Origin of the sequence: Fictibacillus sp. Mic-4, assembly GCF_049843615.1 — a bacterium.
GTDB classification, from domain to species: domain Bacteria; phylum Bacillota; class Bacilli; order Bacillales; family Fictibacillaceae; genus Fictibacillus_A; species Fictibacillus_A gelatini.
Genome location: NZ_JBBHZM010000001.1, coordinates 1 through 17363, shown reverse-complemented (window position 1 = coordinate 17363; position 17363 = coordinate 1). Strand labels below are relative to the sequence as shown.

The 17363-nt window shown below is 41.7% G+C and carries 15 protein-coding genes; 2 read left to right on the top strand and 13 right to left on the bottom strand.

The annotated features are described in order from the left end of the window. Positions 1–17: 17 nt before the first annotated feature. The 3 genes from addA to WD019_RS00065 all read right to left on the bottom strand — a co-directional run bounded on the left by addA (position 18) and on the right by WD019_RS00065 (position 8301). Entirely contained in the window at positions 18–3764 is a 3747-nt protein-coding gene (gene addA / locus WD019_RS00075; RefSeq protein ID WP_425710313.1) for a helicase-exonuclease AddAB subunit AddA, read from the bottom strand. Further along, positions 3757–7254: a helicase-exonuclease AddAB subunit AddB gene (gene addB / locus WD019_RS00070; protein WP_425710312.1), complete on the bottom strand. Its 3498-nt coding sequence runs from the start codon at positions 7252–7254 to the stop codon at positions 3757–3759. Before addB ends, addA begins: the two co-directional genes overlap by 8 nt. 117 nt (positions 7255–7371) lie before the next feature. After that, positions 7372–8301, bottom strand: a complete 930-nt coding sequence (locus WD019_RS00065; protein ID WP_425710311.1) for a diguanylate cyclase — start codon at positions 8299–8301, stop codon at positions 7372–7374. Between the two features lie 400 nt (positions 8302–8701). On the opposite strand from WD019_RS00065, the gene WD019_RS00060 reads away from it, so the two are divergent. Beyond that, positions 8702–9121 (top strand): MarR family winged helix-turn-helix transcriptional regulator, encoded by a 420-nt coding sequence (locus WD019_RS00060; protein ID WP_026676172.1) that lies wholly within the window; start codon positions 8702–8704, stop codon positions 9119–9121. Between the two features lie 33 nt (positions 9122–9154). On the opposite strand, the gene mgtE is transcribed toward WD019_RS00060, so the two are convergent. The 4 genes from mgtE to WD019_RS00040 form a co-directional block, all read right to left on the bottom strand. Beyond that, positions 9155–10516, bottom strand: a complete 1362-nt coding sequence (mgtE, locus tag WD019_RS00055; RefSeq protein ID WP_026676173.1) for a magnesium transporter — start codon at positions 10514–10516, stop codon at positions 9155–9157. A gap of 101 nt (positions 10517–10617) precedes the next feature. Next, on the bottom strand, positions 10618–11367 hold the full coding sequence (map, locus tag WD019_RS00050) for a type I methionyl aminopeptidase (RefSeq protein ID WP_425710310.1): 750 nt from the start codon (positions 11365–11367) through the stop codon (positions 10618–10620). Positions 11368–11503: 136 nt separating this feature from the next. Further along, positions 11504–12109 (bottom strand): TVP38/TMEM64 family protein, encoded by a 606-nt coding sequence (locus WD019_RS00045; RefSeq protein ID WP_425710309.1) that lies wholly within the window; start codon positions 12107–12109, stop codon positions 11504–11506. Between the two features lie 181 nt (positions 12110–12290). After that, positions 12291–12746 carry a pyridoxamine 5'-phosphate oxidase family protein gene (locus WD019_RS00040; RefSeq protein WP_026676176.1) on the bottom strand — a complete coding sequence of 152 codons (456 nt, stop codon included), beginning with the start codon at positions 12744–12746 and terminating at the stop codon, positions 12291–12293. 245 nt (positions 12747–12991) lie between these two features. Between WD019_RS00040 and WD019_RS00035 the strand changes: the two genes are divergently transcribed. Continuing rightward, entirely contained in the window at positions 12992–13192 is a 201-nt protein-coding gene (locus WD019_RS00035; RefSeq protein ID WP_026676177.1) for a cold-shock protein, read from the top strand. Between the two features lie 45 nt (positions 13193–13237). Here the strand turns inward: WD019_RS00035 and WD019_RS00030 are convergent, their stop codons facing one another. The 6 genes from WD019_RS00030 to WD019_RS00005 form a co-directional block, all read right to left on the bottom strand. Beyond that, positions 13238–13399, bottom strand: a complete 162-nt coding sequence (locus tag WD019_RS00030; protein WP_154657883.1) for a hypothetical protein — start codon at positions 13397–13399, stop codon at positions 13238–13240. A 92-nt stretch (positions 13400–13491) separates the two neighbouring features. After that, positions 13492–13644: a hypothetical protein gene (locus tag WD019_RS00025; protein WP_425710308.1), complete on the bottom strand. Its 153-nt coding sequence runs from the start codon at positions 13642–13644 to the stop codon at positions 13492–13494. Between the two features lie 575 nt (positions 13645–14219). Beyond that, on the bottom strand, positions 14220–14852 hold the full coding sequence (locus tag WD019_RS00020) for a DsbA family oxidoreductase (protein ID WP_425710307.1): 633 nt from the start codon (positions 14850–14852) through the stop codon (positions 14220–14222). 94 nt (positions 14853–14946) lie between these two features. After that, positions 14947–15255 (bottom strand): hypothetical protein, encoded by a 309-nt coding sequence (locus WD019_RS00015; protein ID WP_026676180.1) that lies wholly within the window; start codon positions 15253–15255, stop codon positions 14947–14949. Positions 15256–15352: 97 nt separating this feature from the next. After that, a complete protein-coding gene (locus tag WD019_RS00010) occupies positions 15353–16210 on the bottom strand; it encodes a TIGR03943 family putative permease subunit (RefSeq protein WP_425710306.1) in 858 nt (285 codons plus the stop codon). A gap of 12 nt (positions 16211–16222) precedes the next feature. After that, positions 16223–17110, bottom strand: coding sequence for a permease (locus tag WD019_RS00005; protein ID WP_425710305.1), 888 nt, complete (start codon positions 17108–17110; stop codon positions 16223–16225). Between the last annotated feature and the right edge of the window lie 253 nt (positions 17111–17363).

Genomic DNA, 17363 nt, shown 5'->3' with positions numbered 1-17363 from the left:
GCCCCTCCTTTATCCGTTTACTTCACTTGTAAAATGTGCGAGCCGTCAAAGAAATAGAGATAACTTTCTTTAAGCGGCTGTTTCAAAATCTTTTCAATGGCTTTACCGTATAACTCAAGCTGTAATTGATAACGGTTTAAAAGAATGGTTTTTGCTCCATTAAATCCTTGTTCAAACCGATTCGTAATTTGATCCGTTTTATAATCGATTAAAACGAGTCCGTCCTCTTCCACGAGCAAACAATCAATGACCCCTTGAACGAGCACCGTTTCATCCTCAAGTCCTCCCGTCGTTTTGCCAACCTCGGAAAGAGATAACGCCATGCTAAACGGTAGCTCCCTTCGGACGTTCTTCGCTTTAAGCACCCGTTTTCCAAGCTCACTCTGGAAAAATTGGAGTACGGACCCGACATCAATTCCATCTGCCTGTTCATCCGTCAACAACTCATTATGGACCATTTTCGCCACTTGTTCATTTAGCCGTTCAAGCGTAATTTCTTCTTTCACGTTCACATGTTGCATGACCATATGCATCGCCGTTCCGCGTTCTGTGCTTGTCATTTCTTTTGCCTGCATAAAGCGGGGACGACTGGCAATCGATGAGCGAAAAGGCTTCACAAGCGTATGATCGCTATATTCATCAATTATTTCATATTGCCGTTTAATTTCAGTAACAGATTGCTTCGACATTGTCGCCGTCGCCGGCAAATGAGGATATTTCCAGTCCAATCGTTCATCGATCATCTCTTTTTGATCGGAAGAAATGTCAACAGGTTCATAGCGTTTTAATGCAGCAAGAATTTCCTGCTGTTTCGATTGATTCAGTTCATCCAACTGTTCATAGTTTGACGCATCAAGCACTTCGATCTTCCATTTTGCCTGATCGACAAAAGGTTCTCCTCGCCCATTTTCCGGGCTGCTTAAAAAAGCGCGAAGCTCGCTCCCGTCTTTATGGCGGATCACACACCGCGCAACCCAATCAAGGTAGCTCTTTGCCTGCGCCCGCTCATAATCCGGAAGAAGCCAGTCTTCAACGCTCAATGCACTTCCCCACTGTTCAATCGATTTTTCCGCATCGTTTACCGTTCCAAGCAAATATAATTTTTCTTTCGCCCTTGTCAAAGCCACATATAAAATGCGCATTTCTTCGGCAAGAAGCTCCATTTTCATCCGCTTTTTAATAGCGATCTGAGGAATAGTTTCGTACTTCACCCGATATTCTGGATTGATGTACTCCGTCCCAAGGCCGAGCTCTTTATGAAGCAAGACGCTTTGTTTCAAGTCCATCTGATTGAATTGCTTATTCATCCCTGCGACAAAAACGATCGGGAATTCAAGTCCTTTACTTTTATGGATCGTCATGATGCGTACGACATCTTCCTGTTCGCCAAGCGCCCGGGCGGCCCCGAGATCTTTACCGCGATCTTGCATCCGTTCAATAAAGCGCAAAAAGCGAAACAACCCGCGGAATGAGGTCGATTCATATTGCCTTGCCCGATCATAAAGGGCGCGGAGATTCGCCTGCCGTTGTCTGCCTCCAGGCATACCGGAAACAAAATCGAAGTAGCCGGTTTCCCTGTAAATTTGCCAGATTAATTGAGCAAGCGATCCGCCACGGGCAGCCTCTCTCCATTTTTCAAGTAAGTGATAAAAGCGCTCTAGCCTTTCTTTTAATTGGTTAGAAGGCCCTTTTTCTAAATACGATTTTAACGAATCAAAGTATGTCCCTCTCTTTTGGTTAATAAGGCGGACGCTGGCCATCTCTTCCCCGCTTAAGCCGACGATCGGCGAACGGAGCACGGCAGCAAGCGGAATGTCCTGAAGCGGGTTGTCGATCACCTTTAATAAAGACATCATCACTTTTACTTCGACCGCTTCGAAATAGCCAGTTGAAAGTTCGGCATATGCGGGAATTCCCTGCTGCTTAAATTCTTCTAACATGGCTGGAGCCCATGTGCTCGTTGCCCTGAGCAGTATGACGATGTCTTTATATTTAACCGGCCTTAAGCTACCTGTCGTTTTATCTAAAACGGCGGCCGGTGGCTTACCTTCCGTTCCAACAAGCTGTTTAATTTTTTCGGCTATCACCCGCGCTTCCAATTGGACGGTTTCAAGCTCGGACTTTTCCGACTCGCCGGTTTCCAGTCCTTCTTCATCGACAACGGGAGTGCTTTTATTTATTACTAATAGTTCGGTTTCAAGCCCGTCATTTTCCGGATAATATGTGGCTCCGTGAATGAGGGCGGCATCTTCGTCATACGCAATTTCACCGACTGTTTCACTCATAATTTGCTTAAAGATAAAGTTTGTCGCATCAAGCACTTCGGTCCGGCTGCGGAAATTTTTCGCAAGATCGATTCGCAGGCCCGTTCCATCGCCTTCTTTCGTAAACCGCTTATATTTTGCGAGAAATAATCCTGGTTCTGCTAAACGAAAGCGGTAGATGCTTTGTTTCACATCGCCGACCATAAATAAGTTGTTCCCATTAGAGACGAGTTTCACAATCGACTCCTGCACAAGGTTTGTATCCTGGTATTCATCGACCAGCACTTCGACAAAACGATTGCGGTACTCAGCAGCTGCGTCTGACGGTATAAGCTCGCCCGGTGCAGCGTCAGGATGTTTTAAAATTTGCAGGCAATAATGCTCTAAATCGCCAAAATCCACAAGGCCTCTTTCTTCTTTTTCCTTTTTGAACCTTTTGGCAAATTCCTTTACGAGAAAAACGAGATGTTTCACAATAGGGGCCATTTCTTGCAAATGCATGCAAAACGATTCCGGATTTCGCTCAAATCGTTCTTTTTTCAGTCCTTCTACCTTTTTCTTCACCATATCGCGCATATTTTTTACCTTTTCTTTTAGCAGCGCATCTACATCACCGCCGCGAATCGCTTTTAATTTTGCGAATGCGATATTCTGAAAGGCATCATACAGTTCATTCCAGGAATTTTGCCCTTTTTCAATTAAGCCATTGATCAATAAGGCATCTTCTTCTAGTGTTAGCGCATAGCTCTCGGGACCACCGGGAGTTGTTGCGAGTTCTTTCGCCTGTTCAATGACGGTAAGCAATCCTTTTAATTGCATAATGCAATCGTCGAGCAATTCTTTCGTCCATGGCAGTTCATCGATATTGTCGGTTTGCACATCATATTCTGCCGCCATCTGTTCGAGCCAAACTTCCGGTTCGGGATGGCTTCGCGAAAATTCGTAAAGCTTCAAGATCAAGTCTTGAAGCTTCCGGTCGTCTCTGTCAGAACTGTAAGCATCGACGACTTGATAGAAATAATGGTCTTCCCCCTTGCTGTATTCCTCTTCAAAAAACTCTTCAATCACTTCCTGCGCTAACAGCACAATTTCCGTTTCATCGGCAATTCGAAAGCCCGGATCAAGATCAATTAAATAATAATATTTTCTTAGCACTTCAATACAAAAGGAATGCAATGTCGAAATGGATGCTTTATTTATTAGGCTAAGCTGCCGTCTTAAATAAAGTGAAGACGGATGAAGTGACAATTCCTTATCAATCGCTTCCCCGATCCGTTTTCTCATTTCGCTTGCCGCAGCATTTGTAAACGTGACGATTAACAAACGGTCGACATCCGCAATTTTTTCACGAATCATCGTGATGATCCGTTCAACGAGAACGGCTGTCTTTCCCGACCCTGCAGCAGCGGCGACAAGGATGTCTTCTCCTCTTCTGCATATCGCTTGCCATTGTTCATCCGTCCACTTGCTATCTGCGGGTTTCGGCATCACTTTATTCATTTTGATCGTCTCCTTCCCCGGCCATTTTTGCGATGATCGCTTCTGCATGATCCGCTTTCAATAGGCGAACTTCATTTTCTTCAAGCGATTGGTCAAATTGGCAGACCGATCGATATGAACAGAAGGTGCACGGCATTTTTTTCCCTAATTGGTATGGAGAAATATCTATCTTTCCGTCCGTAATTTCAGTTCCAATTTCTTTCGTTAGCTTGCGGACATAGTTGGTTAACACCCGAAATTGTTCAGCCGTCGCCACTTGCGACCTCGTTTTATGAAATCCTTTGCTTGTCAGTTCAACCGGAATGATGTCCGATTTCTTTTCCATCCGGTTATCCATTAATTGAACGGTTTCCGTATCGGCAAGAACAAGCCCTTTCATTTTAAAATCTTTATAAATTTCATGTTCAAGCTCTTCAAGCGAAAGCAGCTTTTTCGCTCCTATAAACGGATTATGAATATGGAAATAAAGGACTCCGGCCGGAATCGCTTTTTTGCCGAGCCACTTTTCCGAATGGGAAACAACGACATCTAAATACGTCAACATTTGCAAAGCAATTCCGTAATACACTTCCGATAAGTTCAACCCGGTAGTACTCGATTTATAATCGATGATTCGAAGCATTAACCCTGAAGAACTCTCCGCCGCATCCACCCGGTCGATCCTTCCGATGATTTCCATCGTTGTTCCGTTAGGCAATTGGTAAACGAGCGGCGGGAGCGGTTGTCTCTTGCCAAACCCGAGTTCCAGCCCAATGGGCGCAAAGCCGCTTGCTTTTGCATGTTCGCTTAATACGTGGGAAGCCCTGCCGACAACGTCTTTCAACTTGCGTTTCAAATAAAGATGACGGTGGCTGCTCAATAAAATTTCGCTTTGCAATTTCGGTGCGAGACGTTCAACCATATCGCCTGCCATTCGGTAACAGTCTTTTGCTGATAAGTCTTTCCAGGACATGTTTAGGCTTGTTAAATGATCGTTCATTTCCTTTAAAGCGGCATGAAACAATTGACCGATGTCCGGCGCTTCCAGCCGGTACAACTTGCGTTCTTCGAGTTTAAGCCCGTATGAAAGAAACTGCGAAAATGGACACGACCGGAACAATTCCATTCGGGAAATGCTCGCCGTAATTTGTTCCCCATATAATTCTTTCGTTAGGCCAGATGGCAGGCGCCTTTCTTTATTTTGGTAAAACAATCCGCCAATGACCTTTTCTCCGAGCTGCTTCCACTCTTTTCGCTTTGCCGCCCAATTGTAGACATCCCACCAAACGGTAGAGATGGCATACCCTTTTTTCCATTCTCTCAGCTGCCCGTTTAAATAGGAGAGAGACTTGCCAGGGTGCTGAATAAAGGTTAAATCGGCTCCGTAATCCGGCTCATTTTGAATAAACCGTTCTTTTAACGAAGGAAATAGTGCTTTAACCCGCTCAATCACGATGGAAGGGCTCATTGTTTTTCCTTCCTCATCAGCCAGCGGATAAGAAAGATAGAGTTTCTCCTCGGCGTTCGTTAATGACATATAAATTAAAAACTGTTCATCCAGAAGCTGCCTTCGGCTTGAAGGGGCAAGCGTCAGGCCATTTCTTTCCAAAAGCTCCCGTTCTTCTTCTGCCAATATTCCATCCTCTTTCGGTTTTGCCGGCAACAGGCCGTCATTGACCCCGGGAATAAAATGGCATTTAATGTTTGAAAAGCGGGAGAGACCGATTGTTCCAACCAGCACTTGATCAAGGGCTGGGGGCACGAGAGCAAACTTTAAACTTTCAAGCCCGGTATCGAGCACTTTAATCCACAACTCAAGTGGCATCGTCTCGCCCCCGGTAAGCTCGACCATTTCATCTAGCAATCCAATGACAGCATCCCAAACTTGACGATGTTCTCTTGCCGCCTGCAGCTTTCCGGCTTCTTCTGACCGCCTCTGTAGTTGTTCAAGCTTCTCTGGAATATGCAGCTCTTCTAAAAATAAATACAATGCCTCACAATATTCGCGAACAGACTTACCCTTTTTTAAATCGCGTTCAAGTCTGGACAGCGGGGAAACAATCATATAACGCAGCTCATTTAACCGTTCTTGCTTTTTCTTCTCACTGTCACTTTGGACGAACTCATTTTCGGCAAATGCTTGAAAGCGGTGAACTTTCCACGGCTTCCTTTCCGTCCAGCGCTTGCCTTGAATGCCATAAGCGAGCACATAATTTTCAAGCTCGTCCATTTCAAAGCGCAATTGTGCAAGCGGTGTTTCTGATTCCGGATAGAGAAGATCGGTTTTGACCGCACGGAATACCGATTCATAGCGCCAATTTTTTGAAACAATATCGAGTGATGAGCGGATGAACTCAATCAGCGGGTGATGGAGCATTGATTTTTTCTGATCGAGGAATACCGGAATTCCATACTCTTCGAACACGGTTTCAATAATGTCTTGATAGCCAGCCATATTTCGAATCGATATAGCGATATCACGATAACGATACTTTTCTTCGCGTACGAGGTGCAAAATTTCCCTTGCTATTCCTTCTACTTCTGCCCGGGCGTTAACCGCGGCAAGAATAAAAATGCCTTCAGGATTTTCATAAATCACTTCCGGTCTCGTGTCATAATGGCGCTCAATATGGGCGATCGCCGGATTTCGCCTGAACCTTGGCATTTCCCGGAACATTTCAGGAGCTTCGATCATAACTCCTTCTTCTTCCGCCAGCTTTTGCACCTCAAGCAACGTCTTTTTTGTTGTATAAAATAAATCCAATTCATGTGGCTGATAGGCCGCTTCATCATTTGTTGTCAGAGCCATCGTCACTTTCCTTGCATGCCGCAACAGCATGCGCAGCACTTCAAACTCCTGAGGAGTAAAGCTATGGAATCCGTCAATATAGATCTCACAATCTTTTATATAGGCTGAATGTGGAATTTTTTCCGCTAACAGACGCAAATAATCTTCCGAATCGATATATTTCTCAATCAATGTTTCTTCAAGGGCGCCGTAAATCAATCCAAGATCATGGAGCTTGTCTTTCAATACGGCATTGCCGCCATTCTGATCGCTGAACGATAGAAGTGTATCCGCATGAGATTCAAGTTGATCCGCATGAATGCAGTAACGCTTAAATTCGGTGATCATCGTCTCAAGCTGTTCATAGAAGCCGTTCTGTTCTGAAGCTTTTTTATATAGTTTAAGTTCATTTTTTCTCAATTCTATTATCTTCCGGAGCATCATATGAATCCCAATGCTTGAAATATGTATCCGGGTCATTCCGCCTGTTTCTCCGAGCACTCTCCATGCCAGGCGCGAAAAGCTAAATACTTGCGCCCGTATCATCCCGCCTAAGTCCGGCGTTTGGATCAAAGCATATTCCGATTGAAACGTCGCCTGATCCGGCACGAGGTAAACGATCGGGCTGCCATTTGCGTCTTCACGCAAGTTTGCCCGTATTTCCTCAAGGCAGCGGAATGTTTTCCCGCTTCCGGATCGGCCAAGGAAGAGCCGTAAACTCATTCTTTCACCCCTAACTAACAGTTATCAAAAAAACTCTGAAGCTATTATCTCACAAACAACTACTGAAAACTATTAGCACATCATTGAAAAAACCTATCGCAATATGATAGGCCCTCTCTATTTCTTGACTTTCCGCTTATTGATATACATCCGTTCATCCGCTAACTTTAAGTAGTAATCAATATTTTCGATCGCGTCTTCATATAGTTGGATCGCGCCATATGCAAGCGAAACGGAGTCGTTCCATTTCGTCAAATGAGATTCAATACTTCTGGCAAATACGTAAGCCTCTTCTTCAGTTAACTGCGGCATTAAAAAAACAAATTCATCCCCGCCGAAACGAAACCCATGCCGAATATGAAACTTTGAACACATATACGCTAATTGCCTGAGAATCTCATCTCCTGCATGGTGTCCGAGCCTGTCATTGATATGCTTAAAATTATTAATATCCAACATGACTAACGAAATAGGATATTTGTGAAGTACCGCCTTTTTCATTTCTTCTTCAAGAGAGTCGTAGAAATAACGCCGATTATACATGTTCGTCAACGGGTCTCTAATGCTTAATTCCTTTAAATCATAAGCCTGCCTGTCATAATAGCCGTTTAATAGGGCTGTTATAAAAGCATGGCAGAATTCATTCCATCTTAAAAGCAACAGCGATTTTGCAACTGCCTCTTCCCGCTCAAGCAACTGATAGATTTCTTGCAAAACGGCTCTGCACACGTTTTTAGATAAATCATTGATTTCCCTTTCGGACAAAAGACGTTCGCGGGCAAAGGCAATCCCATACTGAAAAATCCCTTCTTCAAATCGCTTCATAAACCCGTTCAATTCCGCTTCTGGATAAAATAAGGCTCTGCACAGTTTTTTTAGCCATTTTTTAAGATGTATTTCGTAAATATGTAGATGATGTTGAACGAACGTTCGAAAACTGTACTGCCTTTTTATATAGTTCAAATGAAGGTTAATGATAGGAGGTATAGTTTGAACATGCCGGGTATATAAACGGTGTTTAAGTTGTTTGACATCCGCTTCTCCCATTCTACATTTCCTTTCAACTTGTTTTATTTCACTAAGGAAAATTCTGTTTAATTAAATTATTCCTATTATATCCTACTTTTTACCTAAAATCCAGATAAAGTTGTAGGACATTAGACCTATACAAATAAAATGGCTGCGCAATGTGGTTCGGAGGTAAGCGTAACATCTTTTGTTTAGCTAAAAAGAAAGTGGTTCATGAACTCCTCGGTATGGTAATCCAGATGAACGTTTGAAATTTGCATATCTTCGCGTTACTCTCTTATTCTCAGGGGAAAGCACGGATGGATTTGTCTAAAAACACGATTGACGGAAAAGAATCTCATTTTCAAAAATGTCGTGACAAAGGGGTTGGCAAAATGTATAGTTTAATTGTCAACTACTAATGAATTAAGGTGGAACAATGCTCGAAGAACGTTCTCAGTTACTTTCCCAGCTAGAAAAAAGTTTTCGCAATGTGTTTCGTACATTTCGAAAGGATATTAATGAATTATTTTCTGAATATATGCCGGGCAATGAATTTTCCGTATTGCAGCAATTGAACATGAAAAGTCCGCAAATGGCCTCTGAACTCGCCCGGGAAATGAAAGTCTCATCCAGCCATATTACGGCTGTCACGGATCGATTAATCAAAAAGGAAATGGTGACCCGCAAACGGGATGAAGTTGACCGTCGAATTGTCCGGCTCGAGATTACCGAAAAAGGGAAAGAAACGGCCAAACATATGGAAGAGTTGAGAAGCCAATACTATATTAAAAAATTTGAACATCTGTCAAATCATGAGATTAAAACAATGCTTGAATTGTTCAATCGTTTAATCTAGAAATAAAAAAATCACCTGAAGCGGTGATTTTTCTTATTTCATAAGATGTGCCATGAACATTGAGGCGGTACCGAAATAAACGGATAATGAGAATATATCATTCAGCGTTGTAATTAAAGGGCCCGATGCGACTGCCGGATCAACTTTAAAGCGATAAAGCAAAAGCGGGATAATCGTGCCTGACAGCGTTCCGATAATTAATGTCAAAAACAACGAACTTCCGACGACGAGTCCGAGCACGAGGCTCCCTTTCCAGAAAAAAGCGACTAATGCGATTAATATTCCGCATGCCGTGCCGATCATGAGACCGACTCCAAATTCCCTGGCAATGAGTTTACCGATCGTTTTTTTATCAATATCATTCGAAACAAGCCCTCTTACGACTACAGCGAGCGACTGCGTGCCAGTATTTCCGGTCATGCCGGCAATCATTGGCATAAAATACGTCAGTGCGACGACTTTTTGAATCGTCCCTTCAAAAAAGCTAATGATACTGCCTGAAATAATACCAATAAATAAAAGCAAAATGAGCCATGGGAGCCTCCGGTAAGCAGCGACAAATGCGCTCGTACGAAAATCGATCGATTTCCCGGTAGCCGATAGCTTTTCAATATCTTCATTCGCTTCTTCAATAACGACATCGATAACATCATCGACTGTGACAATGCCGAGCAGCTTCCCTTCTTCACCGACAACCGGGACGGCGATAAAGTCATACCTTTCGATCATCCGGGCGACTTCCTCCTGGTCCATTTCAGCAGGAACGGAAATAACACGGGTATACATAATGTCTTCAATCTTATCTTGAATATCGGCAAGAAGCAGGTCGCGATACGAAACAACGCCAACCAGTCTTTTCTGTTCATCAATGACATACAAATAATAGATGTTTTCGGCAAAACCCGCGAAAGTCTTTAATTTATCAACCGCATCACGAACCGTAAATACTTTCGGAATCCAGACGAAGCGATTGGTCATAATCCCACCGGCTGTGTCAGGCGGATACTGCATGAGCGATTGGACCGTTCTGGATTCATCGGCTTTCATGGAACTGAGGAAATCCTGGATTTCTTCAACGGATAAATTGCTCAACAAATCGGCTAAATCATCATTTTCCATCAAGTTCATAATGTGACTGGAACGTTCAATCCCCAACTTATGTAAAATTTCAATTTGCACTTCGCTATCCAATTCCTGGATCAGTTCGGCAATTTGTTTCGTCGTTAAAAACATAAGAAATTTCAAGCGATGCTTTTCTGGCAGTGTCACATATAAATTGGCAATATCGTATGGATGCAATTCGTCAATTAGCGCCTGAAAGTCCTTTTTCCGAAGCTCTTTTAAGCTTTTAATGACATAAAGAAGCATTTGATTTTCCGTCATTTGTTGAAACACGTTCAGCCACCTCCCTTGACTTCATGCTCCATATTATATAATAACCGGGAAAATAAAAAAACAGCTGTCCGATAAGTCGTAACAGCTATTTTCGCAAATTTTTATTCTTGAGCCGTTAAAATACGCGGTCCTTCCTTTGTAATGGCAATCGTATGTTCATATTGTGCCGATAGTGACCCGTCAAATGTTCTGGCTGTCCATCCATCTTCGTCAATTTTCACATAATGGCTACCAGTGTTTAGCATCGGCTCGATTGTAATAACCATTCCTTCTTTTAATAAAGGCCCCTTGCCTGCTTCTCCGAAATGCGGCACTTGCGGATCTTCATGCATCTCTCTGCCAATTCCGTGACCGATAAATTCTCGGACGACAGACAGCCCTTCGCTTTCTGCATATTCTTGAATTGCATGGGAAATGTCACCGATCCGATTGCCGATGACAGCCTTCTCAATCGCAAGGTAAAGAGATTTATGAGTGACCTCCAGCAAATGACGCGCTTCTTCTGAAATTGCTCCGACCGCATACGACCAGGCCGAGTCCGCAAGCCACCCATCCAAATTAACGACCATATCAATCGTAACGATATCCCCTTGTTTTAGCTTTGTTTTGTTAGGGAAGCCGTGGCAAATGACGTCATTAACGGACGCACAAGTGGCGAACGGATACCCATGATACCCTTTTTGCTCGGGAGTGGCTCCATGTTTTCTCAAATACGTTTCAACAAAAGCATCAATCTCAAGTGTAGTAACCCCGGGTTTAATCCGTTTGGCAATTTCCCTGTGGCAGCTCGCTAAAAGATCGCCTGCTCTGTCCATTGCATCAATTTCGCGTTTTGACTTCAATATAATCATCGTAAAAAATCCTTTCTATCCGCTTTTCACTCTTATGTATTGTACTATATTCTCAAGCCTATTGTTTGTTTCGCGCTTCAAACTGGCTACAAATGTTTTCATGGCAATGAAAAAGCGTGAAACCATCTACCTGGAATCACGCTTGATGTTCACTTTGCTTTAACTTTGATTCGACCAGCTTTCCTCCAACCCATAGCACAAATATGCCAAGTGCCATAATGGCGAGTTTAAGCGGATTTTTGATGACGTCTAGGAAATCGTAGCCAATAAATGAAATGATCGCGATCATCACCAGTTTTCCAAGGGTAAGGGCAAGTAGAAACGTTCTCGAATTAATTTGTGATAGACCGGCAACAACATTAATTAGTGCTGAAGGCGTGAAAGGAAAACAAAAAATTAAAAATAGCGTTCCAAACCCGTGCCGCTCCATCCATTTTAACGCCTTTTCAATTTTGCGGTGCTTCGTAATAAAATGGAGAAACCTTTTCTGCCCAAGCTTCCTTACAATAAAAAATACGATAACCGAACCTAAAACAGCGCCTATCCATGAGTAAAATGAACCTAAAAAAAATCCATAAGCTGCTGCATTTCCGGCAACAAAAATAACGAGTGGCAATACAGGGATGAGCGATTCCAACATCGGAAGGAGCACGCCAGGCAAAAAGCCAAGGTTTCGATATTGTGTTAAAAAATGTTGGATGTTTTCTTCCGTCAACAATTCCTTCCAATGATTAATGTCCATTTCCCGCACTCCCTTTTATAAACTACTAACATACTTTCCTTTTTTCGTCTTTTTTAACCGTTAATAAAAAGGATATTATTCGTCAACTTTCGCCAAACTTTTTTATTAGTTTATCACACAAAAGGAGATTCATCATTATTTTTTCTATCGAAAAAGACTACCCTATCAAGGCAGTCTTCGTTTACTTCATCAATGCTTCATATACTTGTTCATCAAGTTCTTTTGCTTTTTTAAGATTGTATGTTTTTTCGTAGACGGGTTCCTGTGTAATCTTTGCTCCCCAGAACATGCTCTCAAATACTTGATCAATGTCGACTTCGATTTTTGATAATTTTAAAGAAACCCCTTCCATCGTTTCCTCTAAGATCTTTGCCTTGCCGTTGATCGAATAAACCGTCTCAAGACCGATAACCGTCATAACAACATCCGGATTTGCTTTAATGTTTGCCACAATCCGAGAGTTATTCGTTACAGTAAAGCGAATTTTCTTTTCATTATAGCTTTTTACCCATGATATGGCAGAGACGTTTGGCCCTTTCGTAGCAGCATCCATCGTTGCCAGAAGAACGAGTTTTTCCCCTTGCAGAAACTCATAAAGCTCAGGAGTCAACTCCGTCGGAATAGGTTGTTTCGCCATCGTTATCTCCTTTCCCTTACCGATGTATATGTATAATAGTCATTGTACTATTATCTCATTATTCCATCAATTATTACCATTGATTAATTTTTCTGAAATATTGACTTGCCTACCTATAACATGATGTGATATATTGATTTCAACCATTTAGACTTTGATTACATGTCTTTTCTGTAAGAAAATGTTTGAAAGGTTTTATGGTAATACAAAGCACAAACCGTACATAGTTTTTAGGAGGCAAATTAATGCAGACAGGAAAAGTAAAATGGTTCAATGCAGAGAAAGGTTATGGCTTTATTGAAGTTGATGGCGGTGACGATGTATTCGTCCATTTCTCTGCAATTCAATCTGAAGGTTTTAAAACATTAGAAGAAGGCCAGGAAGTGGAATTTGAAATCGTTGATGGCGCTCGCGGACCTCAAGCCGCAAATGTTGTGAAAAAATAATCCTATAAACTACAAAACCGGCATATTGCCGGTTTTTTTTGTCTGTCAACCATCACGAAAAGTATAAATGCTCAAAATCAATAAAACAAGCCCACACAATAAACTTCCAACTAAATCAAGCCAATGAGAATACGGTGTGAAAAAGTAAAAAATAAATCCTACAAGAATGAAAATGGATAAAACAAGCTGCACCATCCAAATTTTCATTGTTGTTCCCCCCGCCTATTTTCTCACTATATATTCAACTCCCTGGCGAATTGTGCATGTCCATCACAATAAGAAAAAAAACAAAAAAGCCCCTATTGACGAGAGGGCTGTTTCGCTCTAACTTTGTACGATTCAATTTTTTCAAGAATTTCCATTCGGTCATCGTCTGAAAACAAACCTAGTTTATGAAGGATTTTCGTGTAGTGTTCAAGTTTTAAAAATGTACTTTCCTTGCTCCATTTCATGTTTATCGCCTTCTTTCCCTAAGGAAACTTTTTTCTTTTTATGAAATATTATATGCTACACGCTACTTCTTTGACTACCGTCTTGTTTGGAAATTCCGCTTAAATTTATTTTAAACTGTAACCTTTTTATTCTCAGTTCGTCTAATAGTATGTACCCCCCTTTTTAATATAAGAAAAAAAGCCCCTAGCCAGGGCTTTTTTTCGTTTTCAGGAAGTCTATCTGTCACAAAATCAAGATGGTTATCAAAAAAATTAGATCATCCGTTATTTTCCCCTCCCAACTGTTATAATAAGAACAACCCTATACCCCCCTTTTTAAATAAAGCATAAAAAAAGCCCTATCCGGGGCTTTTTTTGTGCGTTTTTTTTTTGCCATGTCACAAAAAAGAGACTCTTATCAAAAAAATCACATATTCAAATCGTTGTCCTTGAAATTTGCTATATTATAGACATCCCTATCAACCCCCTTTTTCATCGTAGATGAAAGAAAAAAAGCTTCAAAGGCTACTTTAGCCTTTGAAGCTTTTTTTGTATTGAAAAAGGAGCGAAAATGTTCATCATTTCCGCTCCATTGATTAATGGCATTGATCCCCTTCACAAAACTCCATCTTTGACTCGCGGATCGCACAACGAATCGCTTTTTCGATCGTTTCTTTCGGATGGAGCCCGCGCAGGATTCTGTCCCCAATGACAATTGTAGGAACGACCGTAATATTCGCTTCTTCTTTTGCATGTTGAAGTAATTTTCTATGTTCATCTTTATATTTACGGAGTTGGAGTGCCTCCCTAAATGTTTCTTCATGTAAACCCAGTTGGCCGGCTATTTTTGTCAATATCTCGATATTGCCTATATCCAGCCCTTTTTGGAACAATCCAGTAAAAACAGAGTGGGAATATTCCTCTCCCTTTCCATGTTCTTTCGCAAATAAATGCCCTTCATGAGCAAGGTGTGTATAGGGCAGAGGAGAGAATTGCGGCAGCTGAATCGAAATTCCGAGTTTTTCGGCGCGTGGCTTTACAGATTCCTTCCAGTCGTTTTGAATGTATTCTCCTTCCGGTCGCAAAGGTTCAGCCGGGTACGGATATAGTTCAAACGGCATCCATTCCATTTCTGCATCCTTTCCTCCTATTGCTTCCTTAAGCGGCGTCTCCGCCATAAAACAATAAGGGCAGACGAAATCGGAATAGACTTTTACTTGTATCGTCACGAAAAAAAGCCTCCTTTGTCTACGACTAGTTCAAGCATACCATTGTTTTTTTTGTTAGAAAAACAAAAAGCCTAATCAAGAACGATTAAGCTTTTTAATCAAGAATACCCATTGATTCGATATGTTCTCTCGTTTCGGGCTGGCCTAGATCGTGAATCATTTTATATATTTTCTTCATTGCTTCATCATATTCATCATTCGATTGGTCATTATGATATTCAAGAAAAGGGACGTGGGCCCGCCAAAACGTTTTTGTAGCTGATCTGTCACATTCGTCAAACAGCTTTTTTAGCTCAATGACATCACGATCCGTCGCTTCAATTTCAAATTCAAAGCCTGAAGCCGTTTTATCCGGGTGTATTTCACCAGATTCAACATTCACATAATACCGTTTCCTATCCAATACGTTCATCTCCCTTTGTAACTTCTTACTTATTACTCTTTGTCGTTTAAGAAAAAAGTATGCTTCATAAAAAAAGATGCTGCGCGATAGCAACATCTTAGTAACCCCGATACACATATTGATCTTTTGGCGGTGAGGTTCTTTGCCATTGATCCACTTGAACGTACGGAATGTCCATCTTAAATGGGGCATAATACATTTCAGACAACTTTCCTTTTATGATTACCCATTCATCATTTTTTAACTTCGTCCCTTCAGGCATGTCCGCAAGCATTCCAAAAACGCCTGAATCGGCGACACAATGGATGATGCCAAAGCGGAAAACGAATATTTGGCTTTTTTTCGTGCTTGGATCATTATAGACAAACCCTTTAAATTGAATCGTCTTATCGTCAAATTCTCCAGGAAAATTGTAAATTGTTTCCATGCCTTTTAAATAGTTTTTATCATTAAGCACGATTGTATTTTTATCAATATATGCTTTTTTCTCTTTATTCATCAAATCGGCATAGGCCTCTTTTCCAAAATAGCCGCTCGTATCCGGACGTAAAAATTGCGGCTTGGCGTAAGGGTCTCCTTTTCCTTCGTTATACGTCGGAAAATGGAAGCCTTTCGCTTTGACGATATTCGAATTAAGTGTCGCAATCGGGAAAAAGATTCCTGAAACAATAGGATAAATCATAATCGCATAGACGAAGAGCTTCTTATACCATGTATCTTCCTTTGAATGATGATGGCCACAATCATGGTGGCTGCATCCATGTCCATGCTGCCCGCCTTCTTTGTCTTCTTTTGCAACAATAATAAATTGAACGACCGTTAAGGCCCCTGCAGCGACCATCGCGCTCAGACTTAAATAAGAGTACTTCATATTAATATATTTACTTATATTTCCCGACGTATGGAGATGCATAAGAAAAAAGGTAAATCCCATTAAAATATATGCGCGTATCAATTTGGCCACCTCCTATATTAACAGCGAGAATAAAAATACGACGAGAGTAACGGAACCGACAACCAATAGAACAAAACGCGTTTTAAACGTACCGAGCATCATTAGCAAGTTTTTAATATCGACCATTGGCCCGAACACGAGAAACGCTAAAATGGAACTTGTCGAAAATATACTCCGGAACGAGGAGCCGATAAAGGCGTCCGCTTCCGAACAAAGTGACAATATAAAAGCAAGTACCATCATGACAAGAGTGGAGGAAACTTTCCCATTTCCGATCGACAATAATGTCGATGTTTTTACATAGGTTTGGACACATGCCGCTATAAGCGCGCCAATGACTAAATATTTCCCCATTGAGAAAAATTCATCAACAGCATGCTTTAATGTCTCCCATATTTTCTCTTTTATCGAAAGGCTTTCATGAGAATGGCGATGCCCGGCATCAAAGGCTTTTAACCCGTCTCCTTTATAGAAAAAGGCAATGATAAGCCCGACGAACACCGAAACAACAATCGCTCCAAGCGCCCGGTAAAGCGGCATTTCCCATGTGCTTCCAAAGGCGACGTATGTTGAAAACAAGACGACTGGGTTGATGATCGGCCCAGTTAACATGAAAGCGATACCGGCATGCAGCGGCACCCCTTTTGCCGCTAATTTCCTGACAATCGGAACAATCCCGCATTCACAGGAGGGGAAGAAAATCCCGACAAATGAAGCGAATAAAACCGACAGCACTTTATTTTTCGGCATGATTCTGGCCACCATGTCTTCAGTTATAAACATTTGAATAAATCCTGCAATAAACACGCCAATTAATACAAATGGCAGTGCCTCGATCAAAATAGAAACAAAAATGGTATTCATTTGCAAAAACGATTGCGGCAATGCAAAAAACAACACTCCTATTGCCTCCTCTTCTATCAAACTACCTAAGTAACTATACGAAAAAATGCATAGTTCGTCCAATAAAATCAATTGGAAATTAAAGGGCTCACTTCTCGAATTTTAACCTTGAGATGTCCTCTCTTGGACAATTTTGAAGCTTGCCTCTTTTTTTTGTCCTTGAGAACCCCTCTCTTGGACATACTCAGGCATCATCTCTTGTTTTTTGTCCTTGAGAACTCCTCTCTTGGACATACTCGGGCATTCTCTC